This is a genomic window from Streptomyces sp. NPDC096176 (genome assembly GCF_044763255.1).
In the GTDB taxonomy this organism is placed as follows: domain Bacteria; phylum Actinomycetota; class Actinomycetes; order Streptomycetales; family Streptomycetaceae; genus Streptomyces.
This window is the reverse complement of record NZ_JBIWFV010000002.1, coordinates 83,151-108,100: the sequence shown is the minus strand read 5'-3', so window position 1 is coordinate 108,100 and position 24,950 is coordinate 83,151. Positions and strand designations below refer to the sequence as shown.

The 24,950-nt window shown below is 71.5% G+C and carries 19 protein-coding genes and 2 tRNA genes; 11 read left to right on the top strand and 10 right to left on the bottom strand.

Translation table 11 applies throughout. The features are described from left to right. Window positions 1–122: 122 nt before the first annotated feature. Window positions 123–596 (bottom strand): SSI family serine proteinase inhibitor, encoded by a 474-nt coding sequence (locus tag ACIQ7Q_RS05655; protein ID WP_403856618.1) that lies wholly within the window; start codon window positions 594–596, stop codon window positions 123–125. A 203-nt stretch (window positions 597–799) separates the two neighbouring features. On the opposite strand from ACIQ7Q_RS05655, the gene ACIQ7Q_RS05650 reads away from it, so the two are divergent. From ACIQ7Q_RS05650 to ACIQ7Q_RS05635, 4 genes are all read left to right on the top strand, one after another. After that, window positions 800–890 (top strand) — tRNA-Ser (locus ACIQ7Q_RS05650). Between the two features lie 187 nt (window positions 891–1,077). Continuing rightward, window positions 1,078–1,150 (top strand) — tRNA-Arg (locus ACIQ7Q_RS05645). 88 nt (window positions 1,151–1,238) lie between these two features. Then, window positions 1,239–2,111 (top strand): DUF2797 domain-containing protein, encoded by an 873-nt coding sequence (locus ACIQ7Q_RS05640; RefSeq protein ID WP_403856616.1) that lies wholly within the window; start codon window positions 1,239–1,241, stop codon window positions 2,109–2,111. A gap of 14 nt (window positions 2,112–2,125) precedes the next feature. After that, window positions 2,126–3,076: an amidohydrolase family protein gene (locus ACIQ7Q_RS05635; protein WP_403856614.1), complete on the top strand. Its 951-nt coding sequence runs from the start codon at window positions 2,126–2,128 to the stop codon at window positions 3,074–3,076. A gap of 114 nt (window positions 3,077–3,190) precedes the next feature. Here the strand turns inward: ACIQ7Q_RS05635 and ACIQ7Q_RS05630 are convergent, their stop codons facing one another. Then, a complete protein-coding gene (locus tag ACIQ7Q_RS05630) occupies window positions 3,191–4,969 on the bottom strand; it encodes a S8 family serine peptidase (protein ID WP_403856612.1) in 1,779 nt (592 codons plus the stop codon). Between the two features lie 320 nt (window positions 4,970–5,289). Next, window positions 5,290–8,145: a LuxR C-terminal-related transcriptional regulator gene (locus ACIQ7Q_RS05625; RefSeq protein WP_403856610.1), complete on the bottom strand. Its 2,856-nt coding sequence runs from the start codon at window positions 8,143–8,145 to the stop codon at window positions 5,290–5,292. Between the two features lie 173 nt (window positions 8,146–8,318). Between ACIQ7Q_RS05625 and ACIQ7Q_RS05620 the strand changes: the two genes are divergently transcribed. From ACIQ7Q_RS05620 to ACIQ7Q_RS05595, 6 genes are all read left to right on the top strand, one after another. Beyond that, entirely contained in the window at window positions 8,319–9,056 is a 738-nt protein-coding gene (locus ACIQ7Q_RS05620; protein WP_403856608.1) for a response regulator transcription factor, read from the top strand. 1 nt (window position 9,057) lies between these two features. Next, complete coding sequence (locus tag ACIQ7Q_RS05615) at window positions 9,058–10,632, top strand: sensor histidine kinase (RefSeq protein ID WP_403856606.1); 1,575 nt, start codon at window positions 9,058–9,060, stop codon at window positions 10,630–10,632. 26 nt (window positions 10,633–10,658) lie between these two features. Next, window positions 10,659–12,098, top strand: coding sequence for a glycosyltransferase (locus tag ACIQ7Q_RS05610; protein WP_403856604.1), 1,440 nt, complete (start codon window positions 10,659–10,661; stop codon window positions 12,096–12,098). After that, a complete protein-coding gene (locus ACIQ7Q_RS05605; RefSeq protein WP_403856602.1) occupies window positions 12,095–14,275 on the top strand; it encodes an ArnT family glycosyltransferase in 2,181 nt (726 codons plus the stop codon). The genes ACIQ7Q_RS05610 and ACIQ7Q_RS05605 overlap by 4 nt, the downstream gene beginning before the upstream one ends. Before the next feature lie 72 nt (window positions 14,276–14,347). Continuing rightward, entirely contained in the window at window positions 14,348–15,871 is a 1,524-nt protein-coding gene (locus ACIQ7Q_RS05600) for an MFS transporter (RefSeq protein WP_403856600.1), read from the top strand. Between the two features lie 98 nt (window positions 15,872–15,969). Beyond that, the gene (locus ACIQ7Q_RS05595; protein WP_403856598.1) at window positions 15,970–16,743 is read left to right on the top strand and encodes a TetR/AcrR family transcriptional regulator; all 774 of its coding nucleotides are present in this window, start codon (window positions 15,970–15,972) and stop codon (window positions 16,741–16,743) included. Window positions 16,744–16,871: 128 nt separating this feature from the next. Here the strand turns inward: ACIQ7Q_RS05595 and ACIQ7Q_RS05590 are convergent, their stop codons facing one another. The 4 genes from ACIQ7Q_RS05590 to ACIQ7Q_RS05575 form a co-directional block, all read right to left on the bottom strand. After that, the gene (locus ACIQ7Q_RS05590) at window positions 16,872–17,339 is read right to left on the bottom strand and encodes a PPOX class F420-dependent oxidoreductase (protein WP_403856596.1); all 468 of its coding nucleotides are present in this window, start codon (window positions 17,337–17,339) and stop codon (window positions 16,872–16,874) included. 10 nt (window positions 17,340–17,349) lie between these two features. Further along, window positions 17,350–18,162 carry a YceI family protein gene (locus ACIQ7Q_RS05585; protein ID WP_403856594.1) on the bottom strand — a complete coding sequence of 271 codons (813 nt, stop codon included), beginning with the start codon at window positions 18,160–18,162 and terminating at the stop codon, window positions 17,350–17,352. A gap of 386 nt (window positions 18,163–18,548) precedes the next feature. Continuing rightward, window positions 18,549–20,993: an MFS transporter gene (locus ACIQ7Q_RS05580; RefSeq protein ID WP_403856592.1), complete on the bottom strand. Its 2,445-nt coding sequence runs from the start codon at window positions 20,991–20,993 to the stop codon at window positions 18,549–18,551. A 17-nt stretch (window positions 20,994–21,010) separates the two neighbouring features. Then, window positions 21,011–21,466, bottom strand: coding sequence for a MarR family winged helix-turn-helix transcriptional regulator (locus ACIQ7Q_RS05575; protein WP_403856590.1), 456 nt, complete (start codon window positions 21,464–21,466; stop codon window positions 21,011–21,013). Between the two features lie 202 nt (window positions 21,467–21,668). Here ACIQ7Q_RS05575 and ACIQ7Q_RS05570 point away from each other — a divergent pair, with 202 nt between their 5' ends. Next, the gene (locus tag ACIQ7Q_RS05570; RefSeq protein WP_403856588.1) at window positions 21,669–21,890 is read left to right on the top strand and encodes a hypothetical protein; all 222 of its coding nucleotides are present in this window, start codon (window positions 21,669–21,671) and stop codon (window positions 21,888–21,890) included. Window positions 21,891–21,924: 34 nt separating this feature from the next. Here ACIQ7Q_RS05570 and ACIQ7Q_RS05565 read toward each other — a convergent pair whose 3' ends face one another. From ACIQ7Q_RS05565 to ACIQ7Q_RS05555, 3 genes are all read right to left on the bottom strand, one after another. Beyond that, window positions 21,925–22,686 carry a hypothetical protein gene (locus ACIQ7Q_RS05565; protein ID WP_403856586.1) on the bottom strand — a complete coding sequence of 254 codons (762 nt, stop codon included), beginning with the start codon at window positions 22,684–22,686 and terminating at the stop codon, window positions 21,925–21,927. 199 nt (window positions 22,687–22,885) lie between these two features. Beyond that, window positions 22,886–23,743 carry an RNA polymerase sigma factor SigF gene (locus tag ACIQ7Q_RS05560; protein WP_356632234.1) on the bottom strand — a complete coding sequence of 286 codons (858 nt, stop codon included), beginning with the start codon at window positions 23,741–23,743 and terminating at the stop codon, window positions 22,886–22,888. A gap of 234 nt (window positions 23,744–23,977) precedes the next feature. Then, window positions 23,978–24,823, bottom strand: coding sequence for an RNA polymerase sigma factor SigF (locus tag ACIQ7Q_RS05555; RefSeq protein ID WP_403856583.1), 846 nt, complete (start codon window positions 24,821–24,823; stop codon window positions 23,978–23,980). Window positions 24,824–24,950: the final 127 nt, after the last annotated feature.

Here is a 24,950-nt window from a genome sequence, read left to right as displayed (position 1 = left end):
CCATCTTGCCTCTCGGGCCTCGGCCTGTCACTGAGGGAGTCTAAGGGCAGCGGATGGGGCTCAGGCGGCGGATGAGGGGGAGCTCTCACCAAGGTTGTGTGCACATGGCGTACCCCGTCGGCCTATGACCTGGTGTTCGGCAGTACTGGCTCGAGTGTCTGCCATCGCGAGATCTCACACCCGTTCGACCGGTCGAAGGTGGCGTCGATCTGCCGGCCCTGCCATGTGCCGGTGATCCGCGCGGTGGCCGGCCCGCCGAACTGCTGGGTGCAGATCTGGTCCTGCGGCACCGGAGCGAACGGGTCCCGCTCCTGCTGCGCGAGCTCCTCGAGGCGGCTGCAGGCCGACTCGGCCGACGGGTGCGTCCCGCCGGCCGGTCCGCACTGCAGCTCGTATCTCCCGTCCGTCCGGGTGTTCCCGGTCTGGGAGACGGTCACCGACAGGTGGTCGGGCTGCTCCGTCACCACCGGCGGGTCGGGCTGCTCCATCAGCGGCAGGGGCAACGGCAGCGGCGAGGCCGCCGCACCCGCGGCGGGGACGGCCGCGGCCAGCGCGGCGACGGACGCGGTTGCGGTGAGAACGAGGCGGCGCAGCATGGGGGCTCCTGGAGAGTCATTGGGTCCGGCCGGGAGCCGCGACGGGCCCCGGCATGTCTAACGCTGCTCACGCCACGGCGTTGCGCAACCCGAAGCGCTTTGCTCTGCGGGCCAAAGGGCTAGTACCGTGGACGGCGATTGGTGACAGGCCACTGGGCTGTGTCATCATCTGCACGCACCACCCGCGCCTGCGCGGGTGTGCTGGAGGCGTCGCCTAGTCCGGTCTATGGCGCCGCACTGCTAATGCGGTTTGGGTCTTAAAGCCCATCGAGGGTTCAAATCCCTCCGCCTCCGCAGTTGATCACCGAAGCCCCGGCCACACGGCCGGGGCTTCGGTCGTTCCAGCGGCGCGCCACAGAGGCCCGTTTCGGGCGTTTGCCCAGGTCGGAGCTGGTACGGCTAATGGATTTCGCGTGACGGCGCCGGTCATGTAATGTTGTTCCCGCAACGCCGACCGGGCAGAAAAGCCCAGGGAAGCAAGGCACTCGTAGCTTAACGGATAGAGCATCTGACTACGGATCAGAAGGTTGCAGGTTCGAATCCTGCCGAGTGCACAGCAGGCGAGAGGCCCCCGGAGATGATCCGGGGGCCTCTCGCGTTGGGGGGCAGGATGGGGTGGGGGAGCAGCGGCCGGAGGTGTGGATGGCTTGGCGGTGTGCCGGGATCAGTTGGCCGCCGGGGGCGCGGACGGGCGTGCTCGTGTGGGCGGGCGGGCGGGTCAGTCCACTGGTCGCCGGCAAGGAGCTCGGCTTCCGGGCCGAGGGCGCCCGCCGGTGTGTCGGTGCGCGGGGGAACGTATGTCCCCTGGCCGCCGTGGTGCCCGGACGGACGACGCAGGCGCGGTGCCCGGAGTGCGCGCGGCTGGACCGGGCGCATTCGGTGGCCGCGGACACGATCGCCGACGACCCGCGCACGTACCGCGTGTATCTGGCCTGGTTCGGGCCCGGGATGGTCAAGGTCGGGATCACCGCGGAGGCGCGCGGGCCGGCGCGGCTGCTGGAGCAGGGGGCGGTGGTCTTCAGCTGGCTGGGCCGCGGCCCGTTGATGGCCGCGCGGCGGACGGAGGAACTGCTGCGTACGGCTCTCGGCGTGCCGGACCGGATTCCGTACGCCGACAAGCGTGCGGTACGGGCCGCGTTGCCGGGGCCGGCTGAACGGGTCGCGGAGATCGAGGAGCTGCACGGGCGCGCGCTGGCGTTGCCCGGGTGGGCGGAGTCGTTGGAGCGGATCGCGTTCGAGGCGGTCGACCACGCCGGGGTGTTCGGGCTCGACGGGCTGCCGGCCGCGACCGGCGTGGTGCGCGAACTGGTGGACGGCGGGGTGGTCGCGGGCCGGCTCCTCGCGGCCGCCGGGCCCGACCTGCATCTGCGGACCGCCGGGGGGCAGGTCGTCGTCGTGGACACGAGGCTGATGACCGGCTGGGGACTGGTCGGGGCGGACCCCGGGGCCGGTATCAGTGTGCCCGTCGCCGAGGTGGGTGCGGGGGACCCGGGCGTTCAGGACGGCCTGTTCTGATGCGGGCGGACGGGATGCAGAGGGGACACGGCACGGGTGGAGGGAGCACGGCGTTGAGTGACGGCATCAATGGTGGCAGCAGTGGTGATGGCGAGGCTGTGAAGGACTTCTGGCAGCGGCTCGGGCTGCCGGGGCTCGTGGACGTCCACACGCATTTCATGCCCGAACGCGTCCTCGCGAAAGTGTGGGCCTACTTCGATGCCGTCGGCCCGATGACCGGGCTGGAATGGCCCATCACCTACCGCCACGAGGAGGAGGAACGGGTCGCGCTGCTGCGGGAGTTCGGTGTACGAGGCTTCACCTCGATGCTCTACCCGCACAAGGCCGGCATGGCGGCCTGGCTCAACGGGTGGGCGGCGGACTTCGCCGCGCGGACCCCGGACTGTGCGCATACCGCGACGCTGTTCCCCGAGGACGGGGTGGCGGCCTATGTGCGCGAGGCGGTCGAGAGCGGGGCGCGGATCTTCAAGTCGCATCTGCAGGTCGGCGCGTACGACCCGTGCGACCCGCTGCTGGACCCGGTCTGGGGGCTGCTCGCGGAGGCGCGGGTGCCGGTGGTGATGCACTGCGGTTCCGGTCCGGCGCCCGGCAAGCACACGGGGCCGGAGCCGGTCGGCCGGCTGCTGGCGCGCCATCCGCGGCTGCGGCTGGTGGTGGCACACATGGGGATGCCCGAGTACGGCGACTTCCTCGCTCTCGCGGAGCGGTACGAGGAGGTCCGGCTCGACACGACGATGGCGTTCACGGACTTCAGCGAGGCGTTCGCGCCGTTCCCGGAGGGGGAGCGGGGGCGGCTCGCGGATCTCGGGGACCGGATCGTGCTGGGGACGGACTTCCCCAACATCCCGTACCCGTATGTGCACCAGCTGCGGGTGCTGGAGGAACTGGGACTCGGGGACGACTGGCTGCGCGCTGTCTGTCACGACAACGGCGCGCGGCTGCTGGGGCTGACGCCGGGCCGGTGAGAGCCGGGTCGCGGAAGGCAGGTGAAGGCCGGTGAAGGGCGGACACGGCAAGGGCCTGCCGATGCCCTCCTCGACATCGGCAGGCCCTGGTTCCGGCCTGGAGTTGCGAACCCGTCAGAAGGTCAGGCCCCAGGAGTCGATGTAGCCCGTGTCGCCGCTGTAGACGTCGGTCACCCGCAGCTTCCAGGTGCCGTTCGCGGCGACGCCGGAGGCGTCGACGGTGTAGGTGGTGATGACGTTGTCCGCGCTGTCGCTGGAGCTGGAGCCCTTCAGCCGGGCGGAGGAGCCGTTCGGGGCGACGAGCTCGACGACGAGGTCACCGCGGTAGGTGTGCTTGATGTCGACCGCGATCTTGAGGTCGGCCGGGGCGTTGCCGCTGATGCCGGTCACCGAGAGGGAGGAGGTGACCGCGGTGCCGTTGTCGGCGATGGTCACGTTGCCCGCGTTGGTGAACACGTTGCCGGTGGACGGCTCGGGGTCGCCACCGCCGGGCGTGCCGAGCGTGGCAGCGGCGTCCGCGAGGCCCGCGCCGCAGCCGCCGGAGCAGGAGCCGGGCAGCGTACGGGCGTTGCTCTTGATCGCGGACTCGATCTGCGCCGGTGTCAGGGCCGGGTCGGTGTCCACCATCAGCGCGGCGAGGCCGGCGATGTGCGGGGCAGCCATGCTGGTGCCCTGGTAGGCCACGTAGTTCTCGCTGCCGACGCTGCGGGTGCCGGTGTTCAGCGTGGACAAGATGCCGTTGGCCGAGCTCACCGCGGTCTCGCCGCCGGGCGCGGTGATGTCGACGACGGTGCCGTAGTTGGAGTAGGACGCCCGGTTGCCCTCGCGGTCGGAGGCCGCGACGGTGATGACGTTGCTGCAACTGGCGGGGTTGAAGTTCGCCGCGTTGGCGTTGCTGTTGCCGGCGGCGACGACGACGGTCGTGCCGCGGCTCACGGCGCCGTTGATGGCGCTCTGGGTGCCGGAGTCGCAGGCGCCGCCGCCGCCGAGGCTCATGTTGATGACGTCGGCCGGGTTCGCATTGGCGGGCACGCCCTGGACGGAGCCGCCGGACGCCCAGGTGATGGCGTCGATGATGTCGGCGGTCGTGCCCCCGCACTTGCCGAGCACGCGGACGGGCTGCACGGTCGCGTTGTACGCGATGCCGGCGACGCCCTTGCTGTTGTTGGCGGTGGCGGCGATGGTGCCGGCGACGTGGGTGCCGTGCCACGAGTTGTTGGTGTCCCGCGAGGGAACCGGCTGGCCGGCGGCGTCGGTGCCGCACTCGCCCCGGTTCATCCAGTCACCCGGGTCGGCGGGGTTGCTGTCGCGGCCGCCGCCGTCGTTGGCCATGAACGAGTCGGAGATGAAGTCGTACCCGGCGACCACGTTGGCGGCAAGGTCGGAGTGGGCCACGTAGCCGGTGTCGATGACGGCGACCTTCACGCCCTCGCCGGTCGCCTTGTCCCACGCACCCGGGACGTTCATACCGGCGGTCGCCTCGAACAGGTCCCACTGGCGCTGGTACTCGGTGTCGTTCGGAGCCGCGGCGGTGGCGTACATCCGGGTGTCCGGGACGACGTAGGCGACGTCCGGGTCGGCACGGAAGGCGGCCATGACGTCTTCGGTGTCGGCCTTGCCGAGTTCGCCGCCGAGGTCGACGAGCGCGGCGCCGGTTCCGAGGCGCCGGTCGAAGTCGAGGGATTCGCCGGCCTTGCGGCCCTTGGCCTCCGCGTCCTTGCCGGCCGCGTCGTTGGACTTCGCCTCCGCGGCCTGCGCCTTGTAGCCGACGATCAGGCGCTCGACGGGCGCCTTGTCCGTGGCCTTGGCCGGGACGGCCGTCGGTTCGGCGGGCGGGAGGGGCGCGGCGATGGAGGTGGCGGCGCCGGCGCACAGCAGAGCGGTGGTGGTCACCGCGAGGAGGGATATGCGAAAGGGTCTGGAACCGTTCAAGATGGCTGCTGCCTTTCAAGTCCGTTCCGGCAGGCCTGGCCCGCGTGGGGATGGTTCGGGTCATGACAAGCCGGCCCTGCGGCCGCGCCAGGGAGGTGAGGGGTTGGGGATGACGGCCGTGGCGCACGGGCGGGTTGGGGGCCCGGCCGTGCAGGCACCGGCCGGACGACGCGCGGTCAGCAGCTCCCCCGCGGCGGACCGCGTTCGATCGGCCAGTGGCTGGAACCTACGGCGTGATTTCGTATGCGCCTATACGGGTACGGGGCGCTACGGATACCCGATTAACCCCTACTGCTGCGGTAATCCGCACCATTCGTGCCGGTATGCGGGGCCGGGGAGTCGGCGACGGCGGCACGAGTCTCGGCCAAGTCCTGCCGGGACTGGGTGCCGAGTTTGCGCATGGCCCGCGCGACGTGTTGTTCGACGGTCCGAGGGGACAGATGCAGGGTCGTCGCGATCTCCCGGTTCGTCAGCCCGGTCGCCGCGAGCTCGGCGACCTCGCTCTCCCGGGGCGAGAGTTGGTCCCCGTACGAGGGCCTGCCGGGCGGCCTGGCCTCCCTGGCCGGCTGGTGCGAGCGGAGTACGGCCCGGGCGCGGGCGGCGTCCCAGACGGCGCCGAGGTCGGCGAACTGCTGCGTGCAAGCCGTCAACTCGGCGACGGCCTGGGCCCTGAGGGCACCGGCCACGTCGGCCTCGTCAGCGGTGGCCACGTCGGCGCCCGACCCGGCCTCCGCCACCGCCGCCGCCTCCGCCTCCGTCGCCGTCTCGGCCTCCGTCACCGCCACCGTCGCCGCCTCCGCCCCCGTCGCCGTCTCCAGCGCGCAACGCGCCGCGCCCTCCGTGGTCAGGGCCTGGGCGTACGGGCGGGTCAGGGCGGAGTACGCCGCCGCGGCCTGGCGGTAGAGCGGGACGGCGTCCCGCGGGCGCCCGCCGGCCTCGGCCAGCGCGGCCCGGCTCCAGATCAGCGCGGCGGACGCGGCGGGCGCCTGCACTCCCGAGAGCCCCGCAGCGAAGTCCTCCACCATGGCCTCGGCCGTCGCGTGGTCACCCGCCCGCGCCGTGGCCTCCACGGCCCAGGGTGCGAGCTCGGCCGCCCACACCCACACGCCCTTCGCCACCAGGGCCGCCCATGCCATCTCGGCCTCCGCCACCGCCGCCGGCAGTTCCTGCCGGGCCAGCGCGAGGCGTATCAGCGCTCCGGACGTGGCCGCGGCCAGGGGTGCCGCCGCGTGTTCGTGGGACGAGGCCTCGGGGCCGGACAGCCAGAACGAGGCGCGCCCCCACTCCCCCTGCGCCAGGGCGAGCAGTCCGCGCACCATGCGGGCGTCGGCGCAGATGACGGGCATGTCGGAGGTCGCCGTCACGAACGTCTCGCACCGCTCGGCCAGTCCGGCCCAGCGCCCGGTGACGAACTCGAGCAGCAGCCGTGCGCCCAGGGCGGTGTGCTCGGTGTAGGGGGCGCCGCTCTTCGCGGACAGTTCGAGGCCCGCCGTCAGGAGTTCCTCCGCGCGCTCGTGGTGGCCGAGCCACACCGCGGAGTCCGCCGCGTTGCACAGGCCGCGCGCGGCGTGCTGACGGCATCGCGGATCGGAGCTGTCCGTGGGCAGTGTCGTGATGAGATCCCATGCCCGCGGGTCGCCGCAACTCATGGTGAGGCCCACACGGTTGGCGGCGACGGCCGCGCGGACGACCTCGTCTCCGCTGTCGGCCGCGGCCTGCGCCGCGCCCTCCAGCCAGGTCCGGTGGACATCGATCGAGCATCCGGGCCAGTACGGCATGGCCAGCGCCGACATCGCCCGGGCCGCCAGGTCCGGCCGGGCGTCCCGCAGTTCGGCGGCGGCGCGCTCCAGTTCCTGCCAGCCCTTTCCGCCCATGCCGACCTGGTTGCACAGCAGCAGCCCCAGATCGAGCCGGAGCTCGCCGCGTACCGCGGCCGGCAGGGCCGGGTCCTCGACGATCTGGCTCAGCACCTCGACGGTCTGGTTCGAGCGCAGACCGACGACCGCGCTGCGCGCCAGCATCGGTGCGAGCCGGGCGCGCGTCTGCGGTGGCACCGAGGGGGAGGCCAGTGTCTGCTCCAGCAGCCGGATCGCCTCCTGGTGCCGTCCGCCCTCCGCGGCCTCGAGCGCGGCGTGCTCCACGGCGCGCAGCCAGCCGCGAATCCGCCCGCCTGCCTTGTGGTGCCTGGCCAGCGACGTCCAGGGCACGGGCTGTCTGCGGGCCAGTACGTCCGCCGCCCGACCGTGCAACTCCTGCCGCACGGGCCCCGGTACGGATCCGTGCACGGCGAGCGCCGCGAGCGGGGCGGGCAGTCCGTAGCGGCCCTCGCTCGCCTCCGTCAATGCCGCGCCGGAGAGCGCGGCGAGCAGGGCCTGCCTGCCGGGTTCGGGGCCCAGTCCCGACACTGCTGTCAGTTCGTCGCCGGTCACCGGCTCGTCCAGAACGGCGGCGGCCCAGACGATCGGCCGGTGCTCGGGGGGCAGCGCGGCCGTCCGGCCGAGGCTCAGGTCGGACAGCCGTACGGGCACACCGACGGCGTCGACGTCGGCGGCCGTGCACCGCTGCCCGGGGCTCTGACTCAGGACCGCCAGCAGGTCGACCACGACTTGGGCCACCCCGCCCGAGCGTTCGTGCAGTCGTGTCACCGCGTCGGCCGTGCAGCGTTCGCCGAGCGCGCCCGTCGCGGCCTGCCGGACCTGGTTCGCGGTCCACGGCTGTATGCGGTGGCGCAGGACGGTCAGCTCGGGCGGGTAACGAGGCGGTGGTGCGCCGAGGGGCAGCCCGGCGTGGGCCAACTCCTCGGGCCGGTAGGTGACCACGGCCGCCAGGCCGGGCTGCGGATGCTCCAGCAGGCGGCGGAGTGCGAGGAGCTCGTTCGCGTCCGCGCGCTGGACGTCGTCCACGACGAGCAGAACCGGCTCGCCCCGGACCGGCTCCGGCGGCGTGCCGCCCTCGCCGCACGCCCAACGCAGGCAGGTGGCCCGGGTGGCCTCCGGGAGCGTGGTCAGCTCTTGGGCGAGGCGGCTCTTGCCCGTGCCGGCGGCGCCTTCCACCAGGACGAGCACCGGCGCGGCACTGTCCGCGGTGAGCGTCCGCCGCAGCCGCTGCTGCCAGAAGGATTCGTGTGCCGTGACCACGCCGCTCGTCCCCTGACTCTCGGTTCCCGACCCCCTGGTCGATCCCTCCGGCGATTCGCCGAGGCATCCGTATGCCAGGCACCGTATACATCGCTTGCCGTGCCCGTACCTTCTCAGGGAATTCACAGGTTGGGGAAAGAAGCCTCTCAGGGCAAGGTCACAGGCTGGCGAACATGACGACGACCTCGCCCCAGGGGCGCACAGAAATGCTCAGGCCGGACGGCAGCCCCGTGCGGGTGCTCGTCGTGGACGACGAGGCGTCGCTGAGCGAGCTGCTGTCGATGGCTCTGCGGTACGAGGGCTGGGAGGTGCGCAGCGCGGACGACGGCGCGGGGGCGGTACGCGCCGTGCGTGAGTTCCGGCCCGACGCGGTCGTCCTCGACGTCATGCTTCCGGACATGGACGGGCTCGCCGTCCTGGGACGGCTGCGGCGGGAACTGCCTCAGGTGCCCGTCCTCTTCCTGACCGCCAGGGACTCCGTCGAGGACCGGATCGCCGGGCTGACTGCCGGTGGCGACGACTACGTCACCAAGCCGTTCTCGCTGGAGGAGGTCGTGGCCCGGCTGCGGGGCCTGATCCGGCGGTCGGGTACAGCGGCCGTGCGCAGCGAGTCGCTGCTCGCCGTCGGTGACCTGACGCTCGACGAGGACAGCCACGAGGTGACGCGGGGCGGCCGGTCGGTCCATCTCACCGCCACCGAGTTCGAGCTGCTGCGCTATCTGATGCGCAACCCGCGCCGGGTGCTGAGCAAGGCGCAGATCCTGGACCGGGTGTGGAGCTACGACTTCGGGGGTCAGGCCAACGTCGTCGAGCTCTACATCTCGTATCTGCGCAGGAAGATCGACGCGGGCCGCTCGCCGATGATCCACACGCGCCGCGGAGCGGGGTACCTGATCAAGCCGGGTGAGTGAGATGGCGGCGAGCCGGCCGTGGTCGCTGCGGGCCCGGCTGGTGGTCTCCGCCGTGCTGCTGATCGCCGTGGTGGGCGCGGTGATCGGGACGGTCACCACGATCGCGTTCCGCACCCATCTCCACAGGCAGCTGGACTCCGAACTGCGGGCGGTGGCGGCACGCGCCGCGGGGCCGCAGGTCAGGAGCGACGGTAAGCCGCCGGGCGACATGCCGCGCAAGGGGCCGCTGGACTTCGTCACGGGCGGCGGCGCGCCGGTCGGGACCGTGGGCGCGCTGGTCGAGGCCGACGGCAAGGTCGAGGTGGCGGTCGCCAGTACCCAGGAGGAGCCGGACGGCCCCGCCCCCACCGAACAGCCGCTCGACACGGCGCAGCGGGAGGCGCTCGCCTCGGTGGCACGCGACGGTGAGCCGCACACGGTGGAGCTGCCGGGGCGTGGCGGGTACCGGGTGGAGTACGCAGAAGGCGTGCGGGGTTCGTTCCTGGTCGGAGTGCCCACGCGTGAGGTGGAGGACACGCTGCGGACCCTGGTCGTCGTCGAGGTGTGTGTCACGGGTGCCGCGCTGGTCGCCGCCGGGTTCGCGGGCGCCGGCATGGTCGGGATGGCGCTGCGGCCGCTGCGCCGGGTCGCCGCGACCGCGACCCGTGTCTCCGAACTGCGGCTCCACAGCGGGGAGGTGGCCCTGCACGAGCGGGTGCCGGAGGCCGAGGCCGATCCGCGCACCGAGGTCGGGCAGGTCGGCGCGGCGCTGAATCGCCTGCTCGGCCATGTCGGTTCCGCGCTGGCGGCACGGCAGGAGAGCGAGACGCGGGTACGACAGTTCGTCGCGGACGCCAGTCATGAGCTGCGCACCCCGCTGGCATCGATACGCGGGTACGCGGAGCTGACGCGGCGCGGTCGCGAGAGGCATACGGCCGGCCCGGACACCCGGCACGCCTTGGGCCGCATCGAGGCGGAGGCGACGCGGATGACGGGGCTGGTGGAGGATCTGCTGCTGCTCGCCCGGCTGGATGCGGGACGGCCGCTCTCGCAGGAGAGCACTGATCTCTCACGGTTGGTCGTGGACGCCGTCGCGGACGCACGGGCGGCAGGACCGGACCATGTGTGGCGGCTGGAGCTGCCGCCCGAGCCGGCGACGGTACGGGGCGACGGTCCCCGACTCCATCAGGTCCTGGTCAACCTTCTGGCCAACGCCCGCACGCACACGCCCTCGGGCACGACCGTCACGGCGCGCGTGCGGCCCGCCCCACCGGACCACCGTTCCGGTGCCGCCCCACCGGCCGGCGCACCGGCCGCAGTCGTCCTCGAGATCGAGGACGACGGCCCCGGGGTCCCCGAGCAACTGCTCCCCCACATCTTCGAGCGCTTCGCCCGCGGTGACGCCTCCCGGTCGCGGCAGGCCGGTAGCACCGGCCTCGGGCTCGCCATCGTGCACGCCGTGGTCGCCGCTCACGGCGGCGCCGTGTCCGTGCGCTCGCGTCCCGGCCGCACGGTCTTCTCGGTCGCGCTGCCACCTGCGAGCCCCGCCGCACCGCACAACTCACAGACGGTCCACAGGCTGATCACACAGGCGTGACAGCGGCCCCTTCGAGGGTCGTCGGTATGCGAACCGACACCCCATGGGGGACCCTGCCGGCCCGCGAGCACCTGCTCGCCGGGACGGCCGACCGACCCGTACTCGATGTGGTGATTCCCGTCCACAACGAGGAGGCCGACCTCGAACGGTGTGTGGTGCGGCTGCACGAGCACCTCGCCGGCACCTTCCCGTACGGCTTCCGGATCACCGTCGCGGACAACGCGAGCACCGACCACACGCCTGAGGTCGCGGCGCGCCTGGAGGCCGGCATCGCCGAAGTGCGGGCGTACCGGCTGGACGAAAAGGGGCGGGGCCGGGCGCTGCGCACGGTCTGGACCCACTCGGACGCTCCCGTCCTCGCCTACATGGACGTCGACCTGTCCACCGACCTCAACGCGCTGCTCCCGCTGGTCGCCCCGTTGATCTCCGGCCACTCGGACCTCGCGATCGGATCCCGGCTGGCACGCGCCTCGCGGGTGGTACGCGGCCCGAAGCGGGAGTTCGTCTCACGCGCCTACAACCTGATCCTCAAGTCCTCGCTGGCCGCCCGCTTCTCCGACGCGCAGTGCGGGTTCAAGGCGATCCGGCGCGAGGTGGCACAGCGGCTGCTGCCGATGGTCGAGGACACCGGATGGTTCTTCGACACCGAACTGCTGGTGCTGGCGGAAAGCGCGGGCCTGCGCATCCACGAGGTGCCGGTGGACTGGGTCGACGACCCCCACTCGAGCGTTCACATCGTCAGCACCGCCGTCGAGGACCTCAAGGGCGTCTGGCGGGTGGGGCGCGCGCTCGCGGTCGGCGCGCTGCCTCTGGACCGCCTCGCGCGGCCCTTCGGCGACGACCCGCGCGACCGTGAACTGGCGGGTGTGCCCGGGGGACTGACGCGGCAGCTCGTCGGCTTCTGTGTGGTCGGAGCCTTCTCGACCCTGCTCTACCTGTTGCTGTACTCGCTCTTCCGCGGCGGCATCGGCGACACCGCCGGCCTCGGCCCGCAGGCCGCCAACGCCATCGCCCTGCTGCTCTCCGCTGTCGCCAACACTGCGGCCAACCGACGGCTGACGTTCGGAGTCCGCGGCCGGGCGCGCGCGGTACGCCACCAGGCGCAGGGCCTCGTCGTGTTCGGCGTCGGACTCGCATTGACCAGCGGTTCGCTCGCCGCTCTGGACGCGGCGGCCGGCAGCCCCTCCCACGGCACGGAGCTGGTCATCCTGATCGCCGCGAACCTCGCCGCGACCGTGCTGCGGTTCCTGCTCTTCCGCGTGTGGGTCTTCCCCGACCGCCGCCGGACGCACGACAACCCGGCGCAAGCGCGCCCTACCGGCAACAACCCGGCGCAAGGCCGGCCTACCGGCAGCCACTTGGCGCAAGGCCGTCCTACCGGCAGCGACCTGGCATCTGGCCACCCGACCCCGGCCGCCCCGGCGCAAGGCCGCCCCGCCCACGACGACATGAGGTACATCCCGTGACCACGACACTTCCGTCCGGCGAGCCCACGGCGGCCGACGGCGCCGGGCACGCCCGCCCGCACACCGGAGCCCTGGCGGGGGTGTGGCGCGGCAGAGAAGGTGACGCCCGCTGGGTGCGGCCCGCCCTGCTCGGCCTCCTGCTCGCGACCGCTCTGCTCTACCTCTGGAACCTGAGCGCCTCCGGATACGCCAACTCCTTCTACTCCGCGGCCGTGCAGGCGGGCAGTGAGAGCTGGAAGGCCTTCTTCTTCGGATCGTCCGACGCCGCAAACTCCATCACCGTCGACAAGCCCCCGGCGGCGCTCTGGCCGATGGCCCTGTCCGTGCGGCTCTTCGGCCTCGGCTCGTGGCAGATCCTCGTTCCCGAAGTGCTGATGGGCGTCGCCACGGTGGGAGTGCTGTACGCGGCGGTGCGACGGCGTTTCACACCGGCGGCCGGTCTGGTCGCGGGCGTCGTGCTGGCGCTGACGCCGGTCGCCGCGCTGATGTTCCGCTTCAACAACCCGGACGCGCTGCTCGCGCTGCTGATGACGGTCACCGTGTACTGCGTCCTGCGTGCGCTTGAGGGCGCGCGGACGAAGTGGCTGGTGTGGGCGGGTGCCGCGGTGGGCCTCGCGTTCCTGACGAAGACGCTGCAAGCGTTCCTGATCCTGCCGCCGCTGGCGCTCGTGTACGCCGTGTGCGCGCCGACGACCCTGCGGCGCCGGCTCGGCCAACTCGCCCTGGCGGGCCTCGCGATCGTGGTCTGCGGCGGCTGGTGGGTGGCGGTCGTCGAGCTGTGGCCGACGTCGTCGCGCCCGTACATCGGCGGCTCGCAGAACAACAGCTTCCTGGAGCTGACCTTCGGCTACAACGGACTCGGCCGGATCAACGGCGAGGAGACAGGCAGCGTCGGAGGCGGCGGGGGTCGCGGCTGGGGGGAGAGCGGCATCGACCGGATGTTCGCGGGGAACATCGGCGGACAGATCTCCTGGCTGCTGCCCGCCGCCCTGCTGCTGCTCGCCGCCGGCCTGGTGCTGACCCGCCGGGCGGGCCGTTCGGACACGGCGCGTGCGGCGTTCGCGGTCTGGGGCGGCTCCCTGCTGACGACGGCGGGGGTCTTCAGCTTCATGGCCGGAATCTTCCACGAGTACTACACCGTCGCTCTGGCCCCGTACATCGCCGCGCTGGTCGGCATGGGCGCCACGATGCTGTGGGAGGAGCGGGCGAAGCCGCTGTGGGCTGCGGTGTCGGCAACGACGGTGGGGTTGACGGCATGGTGGGCGTACGTGCTGCTGGGCCGTTCCGCGGACTATCTGCCGTGGCTGCGTACTGCGGTGCTGATCGGCGGTCTCGTCTCCGCGGCAGGTCTGCTGCTCACCGCCCGGGTGGGTCGCAGGGCGGCGATCGGGGCGGCGGCCCTGGCCCTCGTGGCGTCCCTGGCCGGGCCTGCGGCGTACTCGCTCACGACGCTTGCGGAGGGACATTCGGGCTCGATCGTGACGGCGGGCCCCGCGGTGGCGGGCAGCCGGGGCGGCGGCCCAGGCGGCGGGCCGGGTGGCGGTGCAGGTGGGGACGACGGCGGCGCCCGGATGCAGCCGTCCGGCGGGCAGGGGGTTCACCAGGCCGCACCCGGCGGCCTGGGCCAGGGCCAAGTCCGCGGTCAGGACGGCCAGGCCCAGGGTCGGCCCCAAGGTCAAGGGCTGGGCCAAGGTCAAGGGCTGGGCCAAAGTCAGGACGGCCAGGGCCAGGGCCGGATGCCCGGCGGCTTCCCCGGTAACGGCGAGGCAGACGGACCCGGCGGACCCGGCGGTGGCGCCATGGGTGGCCTCCTGAACGGCTCGGCCGTCGACGCCGAAGCCGCGGCCGCGCTGGAGCGCAACGCGGACGCGTACACGTGGGCCGCCGCGGCCATCGGCTCCCAGAACGCGGCGAGCTACCAACTCGCCACCGGCGAACCGGTGATGGCGATCGGCGGCTTCAACGGCAGCGATCCGTCGCCCACGCTCGCCCGGTTCAAGCAGTACGTGGCCGAAGGACGGATCCACTACTTCATCGGCGGCGACTCAGGCCCGGGCGGCGGTCGCGGAGGGCTCGGCGGCAACACCGGATCGGAGATTTCGGCCTGGGTCCAGGAGACGTTCACCGAGGTCACCGTGGGTGGCTCGACGCTCTACGACCTGACGGACCCGACATAGCGCTATACAGCGTATGGGAGTCTCTTGTACGGTGTACGAGAACTGATCTCGTACACCGTACAAGGAGCGTGAATGACGGCAACGACCGCCGAGACCAAGAAGGCCCCCTCGGGCCACCCGCAGCGCTGGTTGATCCTCGGCGTCATCTGCCTCGCCCAGCTCACCGTGCTGCTCGACAACACCGTCCTGTCCGTCGCGATCCCCTCCCTCACCCGGGAGCTCGACGCCTCGACGGCCGACATCCAGTGGATGATCAACGCCTACTCGCTGGTCCAGTCGGGCCTGCTGCTCACCGCGGGCAACGCGGCCGACCGCTACGGGCGCAAGAAGATGCTCGCCGCGGGTCTGACCCTCTTCGGCATCGGCTCGCTCGCCGCCGGACTCGCCCAGTCCTCCGGCCAGTTGATCGCCGCGCGTGCCGGCATGGGCGTCGGTGGAGCGCTGCTGATGACCACGACCCTCGCCGTCATCGTGCAGGTCTTCGACGAGACCGAGCGGGTGAAGGCGATCGGCCTGTGGTCGACCGTCAGCTCCCTCGGCTTCGCAGCCGGACCGCTGATCGGCGGCGTGATGCTCGACCACTTCTGGTGGGGCGCGATCTTCCTGATCAACATCCCGGTCGCCGTGATCGGCCTGGTGGCGGCCGTCGTCCTCGTCCCCGAGTCGAAGAACCCGCAGGGCGAGCGGCCCGACCTGCTCGGAGCGGTGCTGTCCACGATCGGTATGACGGCCGTCGTGTACGCGATCATCTCCGGTCCGGACCATGGTTGGACATCCACGCAGGTTCTCGGTTCCGCCGCTCTCGGCGTGCTGGTCCTCGGCGTCTTCGTATTCTGGGAGCTGCGGATCCCGTACCCGATGCTGGACATGCACTTCTTCCGCAACAAGCGCTTCATCGGTGCGGTCGCCGGCGCGATCCTGGTGGCGTTCGGCATGACCGGCTCCCTGTTCCTGCTGACGCAGCACCTGCAGTTCGTGCTCGGGTACGGAGCGCTCGACGCCGGTCTGCGCACCGCGCCGCTGGCGCTCACCGTCGTCGCGTTGAACATGACGGGCGTCGGCGCCCGTCTGCTGATCAAACTGGGCACGCCGGTCACCATCGCCCTCGGTATGGCCCTTGTCTCCGGCGGCCTCGCCGCGATCGCGGTCCTCGGGGCGAACGGCTACAGCGGGATGCTGATCGGTCTGGTCGTGATGGGCGCCGGCGTGGCCCTGTCCATGCCGGCCATGGCCAACGCGATCATGAGCGCCATCCCTCCGGAGAAGGCCGGCGTCGGCGCGGGCATCAACGGCACCCTCGCCGAGTTCGGCAACGGCCTCGGCGTCGCCGTCCTGGGCGCCGTGCTCAACTCCCGCTTCGCGGCGCTGGTGCCCGCGGCGGTGGGCGCCGCTTCGCTGCCCGCCGCCCTCGCGGCTGCGGACGACGCAGGCGAGCGGGCACGGATCTCGGAAGCCTTCGCCTCGGGCCTCGAGACAAGTCAGCTGGTCGGTGCCGTGGCCGTGCTGGCGGGCGGGCTGCTGGCCGCGCTGCTGCTGCGCAGGGCGGAGCGGTCGGATGCTTCGGGAGCCGAGGATGCTCCTGAAGCGACTGCATAGGACAGCGAGTGCACAGGACAGCGGAATAGCATCGTGACCGGGCGGACCGGCGCGTTCCGGCGCCGTCCGCCCGCTGGAGGAACCGAGGAGGCTGCGCGATGGTGAGTGCGACCGACCGCACGAAGCGTTCCATGAGAACCAGCGTGTGGCTGGAAGGCAAGGCGGACCGGGGGCGTAAATCGTCCCAGCCGGCCGGCCTGGACCGCGACAAGATCATCGAAGCCACGGTCCGGCTCCTCGATGCCGAGGGGGCGGACAAGTTCTCCATGCGGAAGCTGGCCGCGGAGCTGCACGTCACCGCGATGTCGGTCTACTGGTACGTGGACACCAAGGACGACCTGCTGGAGCTGGCGCTCGACGCGGTCTTCGGCACGGTCCCGCTGCCCGACACGAGCACCGGCGGCGAATGGCGCGATCAGCTGCGGGAACTGGCCGCCGGATACCGGGCACTTCTGGTCCGGCATCCATGGGTGACGCCGCTGATCGGCACCTATCTGAACATCGGGCCGCACTCCATGGCCTTCTCGCAGGCGGCCCAGCAGATCGTCCGCAACACCGGTCTGCCGCCGCACGGCCGCACGGGAGCCCTCGGCGCCGTCTTCCAGTTCGTCTACGGATTCGGCACCATCGAGGGCCACTTCGTCGAGCGCTGCGCGGCGGCCGGGCTGAGCCAGGACGAGTACTTCCGCGAGGCCATGGGGTCGATCCGCGAACAGCCGCAGTACGACGAGAGCTTCGCGCAGGCCGACGAGCTGATGGAGGCCCGTGGCGGCGGCACGGTGGAGGAGAAGCGTGAGCGGGACTTCTACTTCGCGCTCGATCTTCTGATCGCCGGCATCGAGGCGATGGTGGAACGATCCAAGGGCCGGTGAGGCCCGCCGGCGCGCAGGCAGTGTGAGGACGGCCGGCTCGGGCTCGTACAAAGTCCCCCTACGGAGCCCGAGCCGGCCGCTCTGTCCGCACCGTGCCGGCCGCTCCGGCCCCACCGCCACCCGACCGGTCAGTCCTCGCCGAGCCGGGCGGGGAAGCCGCCCGTGGCGATCGGCCCCCACCGCTCCGGTGTGACGCGGATGATCGACTTGCCCTGCTTGATCATCGCCTCGCGGTACTCGTGCCAGTCGGGGTGCTCGCCGGAGATGTTGCGGAAGTACTCGACGAGCGGCTCCACCGACTCGGGGGAGTCGATCACCTCCGCCCGGCCGTCGATCTGCACCCACGGGCCGTTCCAGTCGTCCGAGAGTACGATCACGCTGACCCGCTCGTCCCGCTTGGCGTTGCGCGCCTTCGCCCGTTCCGGATAGGTCGAGACGACGATCCGGCCCGAGTCGTCCACCCCGCAGGTGAGCGGCGAGCCCTGCGGTGAGCCGTCGGCGCGGCGGGTCAGCAGGATCGCCCGGTGACGCGGCCGTACGAAGGACAGCAACTGCTCGAGGTCCACCCTGGTGTTGGTGGCGATGTGGCGTGGCATGGCCGGCACCCTACGGGAGCTGCCCGCCCTGCACCGCCTGGATGTCCAGCTCCACCCTGAGCGTCGTCCCGATGGCGGAGACACCGGCCTGCACCACCTGGTTGTAGTTCATCGCGAAGTCTTCACGGTGCAGCTCCGCCGTGGCGTGGAAAGCGGCGCGCACCCCGCCCCACGGGTCGGGCCCGGTGCCCAGGTAGCTCAGGTCCAGATCGACCTCGCGTACGACACCGTGCAACGACAACTCGCCCCGCACGGTCCAGCGGTCGGGACCGGCCGGGGCAAGCGCCGTGGACCGGTACGTGATCTGCGGGAAACGCTCGGCGTCCAGGAAGTCCGGTGACCTCAGATGCTTGTCCCGCAGTCCGTTTCCCGTGTCGATGGACGCGGCCGAGATCACCGCGTCGACCCGTGAGCGCTCCACGTCCTGCGCGATCTCGATCGACCCGCCGAAATCGGTGAAGCGCCCGCGCACGCTGGAGATAACGAGGTGCTGAGCGGTGGCTCCCACCGAGGAGTGCGCCGGGTCGAGCGACCAGACACCCGGTGGCGGCAGCTCCACTCCGCCCTGGCGGGCCAGTACCACGGCGCCGACGTCCACACGGCCGCTCGCCGTGACGAGAGCGGTCGAGGCGACCGGCGCGTAGCCGAGCGCCGTCACGATCACCGTGTACGGCCCTGCGGGGAGCGTGGTCGTGTCGCTCACTGTGCCGTCGGCGTCGGCCTGCGCCCGCACCACCTGTGTGCCGGTCATGTCCGTCACGGTCACGACCGCGTGCTGGACCGCCCAGCCGTCGCGGGTCCGTACCTGTGCGCGAAGTGCCATGCCCTCGATCCCGTTTCTCTTTCCGGCCCTTGGGGGCCGTGCTGATGTGGTCTGTGGTTGTCGCAGGCCGTGGTCGCCGCAGAAAGGTGTTCGGGCCCCGGGGGTCGGGCGACCGGCCGTCCCTGCCCGCCGCCTCGCCCCCCGGGGCCCGCCTCCGCCGGGCAGGCGTCTCGTCTCCGCTGGGAACGAGCGCCGGCACCGGGGTCTGTCAGGGCCTCTCTTCGGATCTCGCCGGGCTCGCGTGCCCTGGCACCGCGCTCCCCCAGCTACCGCCGGGAGGGGCACCCACGCTGCGTTGTCGTCGGTCGGCAGCCCCCCTACGCCCTTCGGGCGTGGAGGGACCCCACTCGCTGATCCGGCCTGATCCAAGCGAAAGGCCCTACTCGCTACTCGCCCGGGTGGGCGAGTTCGATGTCGTGGTCGTCGACGCCGCGACCGGTCACGCTCAACTGGCCTGCCACCGGCGGGTATCCGGTCGCGATGACCGTGTACTCGCCCGCGTCGAGGTCGGCGAAGGCGTACGCGCCGTCGTCGCCGGTCGTCGTGGTGGCGACCACGTTCCCCGCGGCGTCCACGAGGGTCACCCGGGCGTCGGCCAGCGGCCTGCGATCCACGCCGCCGCGCACGGCGCCCTGGACCACGGCTCCCGACTGCAGGGCCGCCTCGATCCGGGTCACGCCCTGGCCGCCGATCTCCACGGGCAGCGCGAGCGGCCGGTAGCCGGCGGCGTTCACCGCAACGGTCACCGCGCCCGGCACCAGCTCGGCGAAGGCGAACCGGCCCTGCTCCGCGCTCGTTCCGGTGGCCAGTACATCGCCGCGCACGTCCGTGACGACGACCATGGCGCCTTCGACCGGGCTGCCGCCCTCGGCGGCCCGTACGACTCCGGCGAGCCCGCTCGTACCGGACAGGAGGATGTCGTAAACCAACGGCTCGTCGGTGACGATCACCGTGGAGGCCTGCGGCTGGAACCCGTCGGCCGAGGCGATCAGCACGTACGAGCCCGCTCCCGGCGCGTCCAGTGTGTAGCCGCCGTCCGCATGCGCCACGGAGCGACCCAGCTGTCGGCCCGTCGGAGAGATCAGGGTGACCGCCGCCCGGGGCACCGGCGCGCCCTCGGAGCCGCGCACCACTCCGCGTACCGCTACACCGGTCGTGACCGGCTCGGCCTGGACCACCGGCGCCGGCGCCGGGGCGGTGGTCGCGGCGGCGGGAACGGTTTCGGGGGTCTCGGGGGCCTTGTCGTTCGACGAACTGCTCTTCAGAGCAACCTCCTTGATGAACAGCGTCACGAGGAAGGCGACGAGAGCGAAGGGAGCGGAGTACAGGAAGATGTCGGCGACTCCGTGCCCGTACGCCGTTTCCATCACCGTGCGGATCGGTTCCGGCAGCGTGTCCAGATCGGGGATGCTGCCGCCGCCCGTACCGCCGTGACCGAGCGCCGCGCCCTGCGGGCCGAGTTCGGCGAGCCCGTCCTTGACGTAGTGGGTGACCCGGTTGGCCATGACCGCGCCCAGCGCGGACACGCCGATCGCACCGCCGAGGGACCGGAAGAAGGTGACGACGGAGCTGGCCGCACCGAGGTCCGAGGGGGCGACCTGGTTCTGTGTGCAGAGCACCAGGTTCTGCATCATCATGCCGAGGCCGAGACCCATGACGGCCATGAAGACGCCGATGTGCCAGTACTCGGTGTCGTAGCGGATGGTGCCCAGGAGACCGAGGCCCGCCGTGACCAGCGCGCCGCCGGCGACCAGCCAGGCCTTCCAGCGGCCGGTGTTGGTGATGATCTGTCCGGAGACGGTCGACGAGACGAACAGACCGCCGATCATCGGGATCGTCAGCACGCCGGACATCGTCGGCGACTCGCCCCGCGCCAGCTGGAAGTACTGGCTGAAGAACACCGTGCCGGCGAACATCGCGACGCCGACGAAGAGCGAGGCAAGCGAGGCCAGCGTGAGGGTGCGGTTGCGGAACAGCCGCAGCGGGATGATCGGTTCGCTCGCCTTGGTCTCGATGAGCAGGAAGAGCGCACCGAGGACGACGGAGCCGCCGACCATCGCGCCGGTCTGCCAGGAGAGCCAGTCGTACTTGTCGCCCGCGAAGGTCACCCAGACCAGCAGCAGCGAGACGGCGGCGCTGATGAAGAACGCACCGGACCAGTCGACCTTCACCTCGCGCTTGACCACCGGCAGCTTCAGGGTCTTCTGCAGGACGATCAGAGCGATGAGCGCGAACGGCACGCCGACGTAGAAGCACCAGCGCCAGCCCAGCCAGTCGGTGTCGGTGATGACACCGCCGAGCAGCGGGCCGCCGACGGTGGCGACGGCGAAGACGGCGCCGAGGTAACCGCTGTAGCGGCCGCGCTCGCGGGGCGCGATCATCGCGGCCATCACGATCTGCGCGAGTGCGGACAGACCGCCGACACCGATGCCCTGGACCACCCGGCAGGCGATCAGCATGCCCGAGTTCTGCGAGAGCCCGGCGACCACCGAACCCAGCACATAGATGAGCAGCGATATCTGGACCAGCAGCTTCTTGGAGAAGAGGTCCGAGAGCTTGCCCCAGAGCGGGGTGGTGGCGGTCATCGCCAGCAGCGAGGCGGTGACGACCCAGGTGTAGGCGCTCTGGCCCCCGCCCAGATCGCTGATGATCTCCGGCAGTGCGTTGGAGACGATCGTCGACGACAGAATCGCGACGAACATGCCGAGCAGCAGCCCGGAGAGGGCCTCCATGATCTGCCGGTGGGTCATCGGCGCTCCGCCGTCGGCGGCGGAGCCGCCGCCGTGCTTGGCGTGGGCGCCCCGCACACCGCTCGGTGTGGTTGTAGCCATGAACTTCCTTCGCTCTTCTATGCGGGTGTACGGGTGGCGTGGGCCCGGCAGTCCCCGACGGATTCCCGGAGGCGGGCCAGCATCGCGCTGAGCTGTCCGACGTCGTCGTCGGACCAGTCCTTGAGGTAATGGGCGAACATGTCCGTGGTCCGCCGGCCGAGGGTGTCGAGCAGGTCCTCGCCCGCGGGCGTGAGTCGCAGGATGCGCGAGCGCCGGTCGTCGGGGGCGGGGGAGCGCTCCAGCCATCCCCGTTCCACCACGTGGGCCACGTGCCGGCTGGTCACCGACATGTCGACGGCCAGCAGCTCGGCGAGACGGCTCATGCGCATCTCCCCGTACCGGTCGACGAGCGCCAGCACGGCCGCCGAACCCGAGGGGCACTCGGCGGGCAGGATGCGCGCGAGGCTGCGTTTCACGGCCCCGACAGCGCTGATCTGCCGGGCTAGTTCCTCGTACTGACTCCGCTCGGCCACGGCCCCTCCCACTTTTTGTTGCTTAGGGCAACGATAAAAGCTATTGGTTGCTACAGGCAAATGAAAACGGGGTCGAATGGGTAAAGGAACCCAAAAGGCTTTGCATGTGCGGAGTCATGCGGGGGTCATGTCCGCCCAGGAGGCTCTCCGTCGTCCGCCCGGGGTTGGGCCCGGCAACCGCCGTTCGCTAGGGTCCTGCTCCATGGCACACAACCCCCATGCTCCCCAAGGCCAGGGCTCCGAGGGCAACTACGACCCCGCGGGCAGCACCCAGATGTTCCGCGCCTTCGTCGACGAAGGCGTCCCCCAGGGCCGCGCGGCGGCGACGCCCGCGGCGACGTCCTCCTCGCGCGTCGGCCTGATCGTCGGCGTGATCGCGGCGGTGGTCGTCCTCGGTGCTGTCGCCTGGCTCGCGCTCGCCTGAGCCCTGTTCCGGCGACGCCCGGCGCCCGCGGTCGTCAGGCCCAGGTCGCGCTGACGTCCTGGGTCTCGATTCGCATGCCGAGCGGCACCCGCCAGGCGTCCACGCACACCGTGTACGCCTGCTTCCGTGCGGCTCCGGGTGCGATCGGCGCCGGGAGCGGCTGACGGGACTCGATGGTGGCCCAGTCGATGCCGAGCGCGCCGATGATGTGCGTTGCGAAAGTGACGGTGCCGGAGGCCGCGGCCCTGCCGCCGGTGTTGCGGAACTCGACGGTGACGCGCTCGCACCATCGCTTGTCGAGGGCCTCCCTGACCGGCTTGCCGAGCTGGATCACGGCGGGTCCGATGGGCTCCGGGTCCGGCTTCGGCCCTGGGGCCGGTGCGGGATCGGGGCCGGCGTCGGGCGCCGACTGTGACGGCGTGGGGCCGGGGGTGCCGGGCGTGTTCGCCGGCCCCTCGCCTCCCGGGGTGCCGCCCGTAGGGCTCTGTGCGGGCGGGCTGTCGCCGCCTGTTCCTGCGGTCGGCCCCGTGTTCTCGGAGCCACGCCCGGGCTTTCCTTCCACAGGGCCCCGCCCGGGGTTGGTGCCGCCGTCGCCACGGCCGTTCTGAGGCAGGCCGTCCAGCGGGGCCATCGAGATCTCGCCCTTCGGCGGCACGGCGGCCGTGGGCGCCCGCTCGCTGCCGGCCCCTGCGGCGCCGAGCGCCACGTCACCCTCTCCGCTGCCGCCCCCGCACGCGGTCAGCGCCCCGCCGAGGCAGAGCGCCACCGCCACGATTCCGGTCCCTCGTCGCCGCATCGCGCCAGTGTGGCTGACGCTCCGTCAGTAAGGAAGCCCCGTACGACCCCTCCTGCGGCCGCCCGGTACGGGCACCCGACACGGCCGCCCGGTACGGGCACCCGATTCGGCCGCCCGGCACGGCCGCCCGACGGGCCCGACCGACACGGCCGCCCGGTACGGCCGCTCGATGCTGCCGTCCACAGTCGACGCGCGCCGCTCAGTCCGCGATGAGTCCCTCACGCAGCTGCGCCAGCGTGCGGGTCAGCAGTCGCGAGACGTGCATCTGGGAGATGCCGACCTCCTCGCCGATCTGTGACTGGGTCATGTTGGCGAAGAAGCGGAGCATGATGATCTGCCGCTCACGCGGGGGAAGTTTGGCGAGCAGGGGCTTGAGCGACTCGCGGTACTCGACGCCCTCGAGAGCCGCGTCCTCGTAGCCCAGCCGGTCCGCGAGCGAGCCCTCTCCGCCGTCGTCCTCCGGGGACGGGGAGTCGAGCGACGAGGCGGTGTAGGCGTTTCCGACGGCGAGCCCGTCGACGACGTCCTCCTCCGACACCCCGAGCACCGCGGCCAGTTCGGGCACGGTCGGCGAACGGTCGAGCTTCTGTGCCAGCTCGTCGCTCGCCTTGGTGAGGGCGAGTCGCAGCTCCTGGAGCCGGCGCGGCACCCGCACCGACCAGGAGGTGTCGCGGAAGAAGCGCTTGATCTCGCCGACGACCGTCGGCATGGCGAAGGTCGGGAACTCCACGCCCCGTTCGCAGTCGAACCGGTCGATGGCCTTGATCAGCCCGATCGTGCCGACCTGGACGATGTCCTCCATCGGTTCGTTGCGGCTGCGGAAGCGCGCCGCGGCGTACCGGACGAGGGGGAGGTTGAGCTCGATGAGGGTGTCGCGCACGTAGGTGCGCTCCGGGCTGTCGTCGGCCGCACCCTCGCTGTCCAGGGCACGCAGCCGCAGGAACAGGGAGCGGGAGAGAGTGCGGGTGTCGATGGCTTCCGAGCTGTCGGGCACGACGGGTGCGGGTGCGCCAGGAGCGCGCGTGAGCACCTTCGAGCTGCCCTGTTCTACGGACATGCCACCCCCTTGAGGTCGCGGACGGTCGCGGTGGCCGCGACCGTCTGAGGAACGCAGCCTCAACCTGAATACCGGCGGCGAGGCTGCGGCAAACGCGGTTCCAGCAGAATGTCACATGTCGGCAACACGCTGTAGTGACATGTCGACAAGTATCGCGTAAAAATGACCAGGAAACAGGGGGTGTAAGGCTTTTGAGTCGCCATCAGCAGTTCCCGAGTGGTCTACCCGTTCGAGCTACGCTTCGATCCTGTTTGCGGAACGAAGTCGAGCGAAACTTCTCGCCAGCAGCCGCGACACATGCATCTGGGAGACTCCGAGCTCCTGACTGATCTGGGACTGTGTCAGGTTGCTGTAGTAACGGAGCATCAGGATCCGCTGCTCGCGCTCCGGCAGCTGTACGAGGAGATGGCGCACCAGGTCCCGGTGTTCGACGCCGGCCAGCGCCGGGTCCTCATAGCCGAGCCGGTCCAGCAGCCCGGGCATTCCGTCGCCCTCCTGAGCCGCCTCCAGCGAGGTCGCGTGGTACGAGCGGCCCGCCTCGATACAGGCCAGCACCTCGTCCTCGCCGATCTTCAGCCGCTCGGCGATCTCGGCGGTCGTGGGTGAACGGCCGTTCGCCGTCGTCAGGTCCTCGGTGGCGCCGTTGACCTGCACCCACAGCTCGTGGAGTCGGCGCGGCACGTGCACGGTCCGCACGTTGTCGCGGAAGTACCGCTTGATCTCGCCGACGACCGTCGGCATCGCGAACGTCGGGAACTGCACGCCGCGGTCGGGGTCGAACCGGTCGATCGCGTTGATCAGTCCGATCGTGCCGACCTGGACGACGTCCTCCATCGGCTCGTTGCGGCTGCGGAAGCGTGCGGCGGCGTACCGCACGAGCGGAAGGTTGGCCTCGATGAGGGCGGCGCGCACCCGGGAGTGCTCCGCGGTGCCCACTTCCAGCCCCTTGAGGCGGCCGAACAGCACCTGGGTCAGAGCCCTGGTGTCGGCGCCCCGCCGCTGCTGCTTCGCGGCTGCGGGAGCGGCGTCGTCCGGCCTTTCGTTCTGAGGTGGCACCTGAGGCGCAGTACTGGCCGACACGGTCAAGCCACCCCTTTGCGGTCATTTATGGTCAAACCCATCCGTCAAAAGCGGTCATAGCATCACAAGACATGTCCACTGTGTGCAAGCACCCGATAACGCCGTGTTGACTTGGATGTTGGGATGG